Consider the following 3,152-nt stretch of genomic DNA (forward strand, 5'->3'; position numbering starts at 1 on the left):
TTTTTGTCGTTTAGGCTTCAGTGTCTTTTTCATTGGATTCGTTTCAATCAACTCCATTGAAATAGCATAGTCAAAGATTTGGTTTGCTATGCTGATGATCCCGAAAAATCGCTTATATTCTTCAGCCCATTTATTAACCTGAGTTTGACACATTGTCAAACTTATTTTATTTATAGGTTTGTCTCCAAAATGAGGGATAATAAGTCTGTCTGCTTTATCAATTTGGCTAACATAGGTTGATTCTTTTACGGTATTTCTATAATGCTCTTTCCAAGTTTTATATACCTGTTTGAAAGTAGCAGTGGTATTTCTGCTTCTAAAGGTTTTCTTTTCATAATCAGACAAACACTTAGCTTCAGCCAGTCTAGCTTCACGTTCAGTTTTAAACCCTCGCCTAAGAGTTACAATCTTTTTGCCAGTCAATGGATCAATTCCATGATAGGCTTTAAAATAGTAGGCGAAACTATCACCTTTTTTATATTTTTTGATCATTGATTTTTACCTCATTTCTTGTTAAAATGGGTATAGTAAAGAGGGCTTTTTAATGCCATTCTTTCTATACAGCACATCCTCACATTTTAGCTTGCAGGCGATTGTGGGGATTTTCTAATTTCTAATGACTTTGATTTTTGATCAAGTACTAAATAATCTTTTCAAACACCATTGTAGCCTGGATGCGATCTCCTCCACCTAGCCCCTTGCTGCCCCCGTTAGCAGTGCTAATGGTATGGAGTCGGTATCCTTTGGCAACTTGTTTGTTAATCACATCTTCAAGTTCAGTGAGGTTTCCAGAACCAGTACCAAATAACTTTTCTTTAAGTGTTACTTGAAGCACAACATAGTTCAATCCAGTTGCTCCTGAAGCTCCAGAAAAAGAACTTTCTTGTTTAACATTGTCAAAAAATCCCATAATAATTTCTCCTTTTTTAATCAATTAAAGACCTATATTCATCAATCACCATCGTTTCGTTAGCGATGGTTTTTAAATTATACCGTTCCATAAAATGGATGTAATTAAATTCTGACACATCATCCATAGTTTTTAATTCTTCTTCTAATAAATGATGAATCATGCTACGATCAGCTTGAAGTTCACACAACTCCCTATTTACCTCATACTGGACTGGAGTATGTTCTTTATGGCCCAATTCATGTAGAGCTACTTGTTTTTGATCTTGCTCTGATAGATTAATATTAATTGCAAGAACCTTCAACGCTGGATTAAAGAAGCCTGGGCTATGCCATTCGCTTCCATCAAAGTAGCATAAGCTTACACCCTCAAGGGCACAAAGCTCTTTCACAGTCATATAAATGCACCTCTATTTATTTTTTAAGTGTGCCTCCAAGACTGCTGTAATAAAATCAATATCTTCTTCAGTAAGTGGTTTACCATCGAACAACATAGATTGCGCAGCAATGTCTCGAAGGTCAAGCGGTGCAGAAGCATCACCGCCTGTTGTAATTTTTGGATTATCAGTGCGTCCCAATAGGTAGTCGGTGGACACGTTGAAGTAGTCAGCGATTTCCGATATTCTCTCAGCGTTAGGTTTTTGAGATTTCAACTTATAGAGTGTATTTCTGCTGTAACCTAAATCCTCTTCTAGTTTCGTGAGAGAAATTCCCCTTTTATCGGCAAGTTCTTTAATTTTTTCGTATGTCGGAAACATTGTTAAATCAACCTTTCAGAAGCATAACAAAAAATATTTCAACTTTTTAGGTGTAAAACTGTTGACAAGACACCTAATTGGGTGTAAAATAGTTTTTGTAAGTTAATGAGTTAGTAAAAAACGAAGTTAAAACTTATCTAAAAATAAATAGCTTTGGCGAGCAAGATAATTGATAGATGTAAGGTTTTATCAAGTTTTTAACTATGCCTACATTTTAACCTTTTGGGTGAAAGTTGTCAAGCGTTTTATAAATTAATTTACTAACTATTTAACTTTGTCCCTTGACAATTGAATAGAGCATGTGAGATAATATAGGGGAATTAAGGATTAGTTCTATATCATGGACTAGAAAAGACCCCAGGCTAACTTCCACATTAAGCTTGGGGTCTTTTTTGACACTATTTGTCCTTGTTCAGCCATTTATCAGCTAAACGAAGAACGACACCGACCACAATCGGTCCGATGATAGTTTTAAGGATTAGTTCCATCATGGGCTATCTCACCTCCTTTCGCAGGCGGTGTAGAAGTGCCATTAAATATTATATCACATGCTCTATCAGTTAGATAGGGCATTTTTTATTTTCAAAAAGGAGGAAGTTACATGAGCCAACAACATCGCAAGTGGATCGAGCTTGTAAAAGATCGAATTGAAAAACGTGGATGGTCACAGACAGATTTGGCTATTGTTGTAGGTGTTAGTCCATCAGCTATCACACAACTTTTCAAAGATGGAAAAGGTAGTGATGACTTGAAACTTCGTATCAATAAAAAGTTGCGGATTAACGAGTCATGGGAGAAATTCGAGGAGTAGGAGAAAAGAATGAACGAACTGAAAATAAGAAAAGACGGCGTTTATTTGAATAACCAAAAATTAAAAGGTGTGCAAGCAATCAAAACAAAAAGCACGGCTGAAAGCAACCATGCTACTGTCTACTTAAAATTTACTGCCAAGTTGATTTGAAATGAGGTTGGTAATAACTTGTGATGAAATATCTTTCAGAACATCCAGTGAAAAAGAGCCGACACTTTTGGCAATTTCCTTTGTTTTACTCCAGTTATTATCTTGACGTATATCATTTATAAACTGATGTCCATAAGGAGACAAATCTTGGATAGAAAAACCGCCAAAGTAGTGTACCACTTGTAGGAAGAGTCCACTATGTTCGCATTGTCGAACATGGTAGAGAATTTCTTCTCTAGGATATTTTGAATCGAGTTCTTTAAAAATTGTTTCTTCAGAAACATCATTTGAATAAGTTGCATTATTTTCTACAACAAAGAGAATATCACGAATACAATCAGGATTTAATTTCATCAGCATTACCTCGTTTTATTTTATTATACCAAATTTAGAAAGGAATACTATGAACGAAATATTTAATTTTCACGGACAAGAAGTCCGTACTATGACAATTGATGATGAACCATGGTTTGTCGGGAAAGATGTCGCTGACATATTAGGATATAGCAAAGCAAGAAATGCAA

The 3,152-nt window shown here is 35.4% G+C and carries 9 protein-coding genes; 3 read left to right on the forward strand and 6 right to left on the reverse strand.

Annotated elements, in window-relative coordinates; genetic code table 11:
- From SPADD19_RS02835 to SPADD19_RS11455, 5 genes are all read right to left on the reverse strand, one after another.
- On the reverse strand, positions 1 to 492 hold a 492-nt coding region (locus SPADD19_RS02835), incomplete at its 3' end, for a tyrosine-type recombinase/integrase (RefSeq protein ID WP_241496441.1).
- A gap of 148 nt (positions 493 to 640) precedes the next feature.
- Positions 641 to 910, reverse strand: coding sequence for a hypothetical protein (locus tag SPADD19_RS02840; RefSeq protein WP_061455132.1), 270 nt, complete (start codon positions 908 to 910; stop codon positions 641 to 643).
- A gap of 16 nt (positions 911 to 926) precedes the next feature.
- Positions 927 to 1,307, reverse strand: coding sequence for an ImmA/IrrE family metallo-endopeptidase (locus SPADD19_RS02845; protein ID WP_061455133.1), 381 nt, complete (start codon positions 1,305 to 1,307; stop codon positions 927 to 929).
- Positions 1,308 to 1,319: 12 nt separating this feature from the next.
- Positions 1,320 to 1,667 (reverse strand): helix-turn-helix domain-containing protein, encoded by a 348-nt coding sequence (locus tag SPADD19_RS02850; protein WP_049472185.1) that lies wholly within the window; start codon positions 1,665 to 1,667, stop codon positions 1,320 to 1,322.
- A 398-nt stretch (positions 1,668 to 2,065) separates the two neighbouring features.
- A complete protein-coding gene (locus SPADD19_RS11455) occupies positions 2,066 to 2,158 on the reverse strand; it encodes a type I toxin-antitoxin system Fst family toxin (protein ID WP_000970295.1) in 93 nt (30 codons plus the stop codon).
- A 110-nt stretch (positions 2,159 to 2,268) separates the two neighbouring features.
- Between SPADD19_RS11455 and SPADD19_RS02855 the strand changes: the two genes are divergently transcribed.
- Together SPADD19_RS02855 and SPADD19_RS12025 are read left to right on the forward strand one after the other, a co-directional pair.
- A complete protein-coding gene (locus SPADD19_RS02855; RefSeq protein WP_031575328.1) occupies positions 2,269 to 2,478 on the forward strand; it encodes a helix-turn-helix domain-containing protein in 210 nt (69 codons plus the stop codon).
- Positions 2,479 to 2,487: 9 nt separating this feature from the next.
- Entirely contained in the window at positions 2,488 to 2,628 is a 141-nt protein-coding gene (locus SPADD19_RS12025) for a hypothetical protein (protein WP_164905824.1), read from the forward strand.
- On the opposite strand, the gene SPADD19_RS02860 is transcribed toward SPADD19_RS12025, so the two are convergent.
- Entirely contained in the window at positions 2,602 to 2,982 is a 381-nt protein-coding gene (locus SPADD19_RS02860; protein ID WP_061455134.1) for a DUF2513 domain-containing protein, read from the reverse strand. The genes SPADD19_RS12025 and SPADD19_RS02860 overlap by 27 nt on opposite strands.
- A gap of 49 nt (positions 2,983 to 3,031) precedes the next feature.
- Between SPADD19_RS02860 and SPADD19_RS13075 the strand changes: the two genes are divergently transcribed.
- Positions 3,032 to 3,152 (forward strand): BRO-N domain-containing protein (locus SPADD19_RS13075; protein WP_277619462.1); only part of this gene is annotated, 121 nt, incomplete at its 3' end.

Origin of the sequence: Streptococcus parasanguinis (assembly GCF_001578955.1) — a bacterium.
Lineage (GTDB): Bacteria > Bacillota > Bacilli > Lactobacillales > Streptococcaceae > Streptococcus > Streptococcus parasanguinis_U.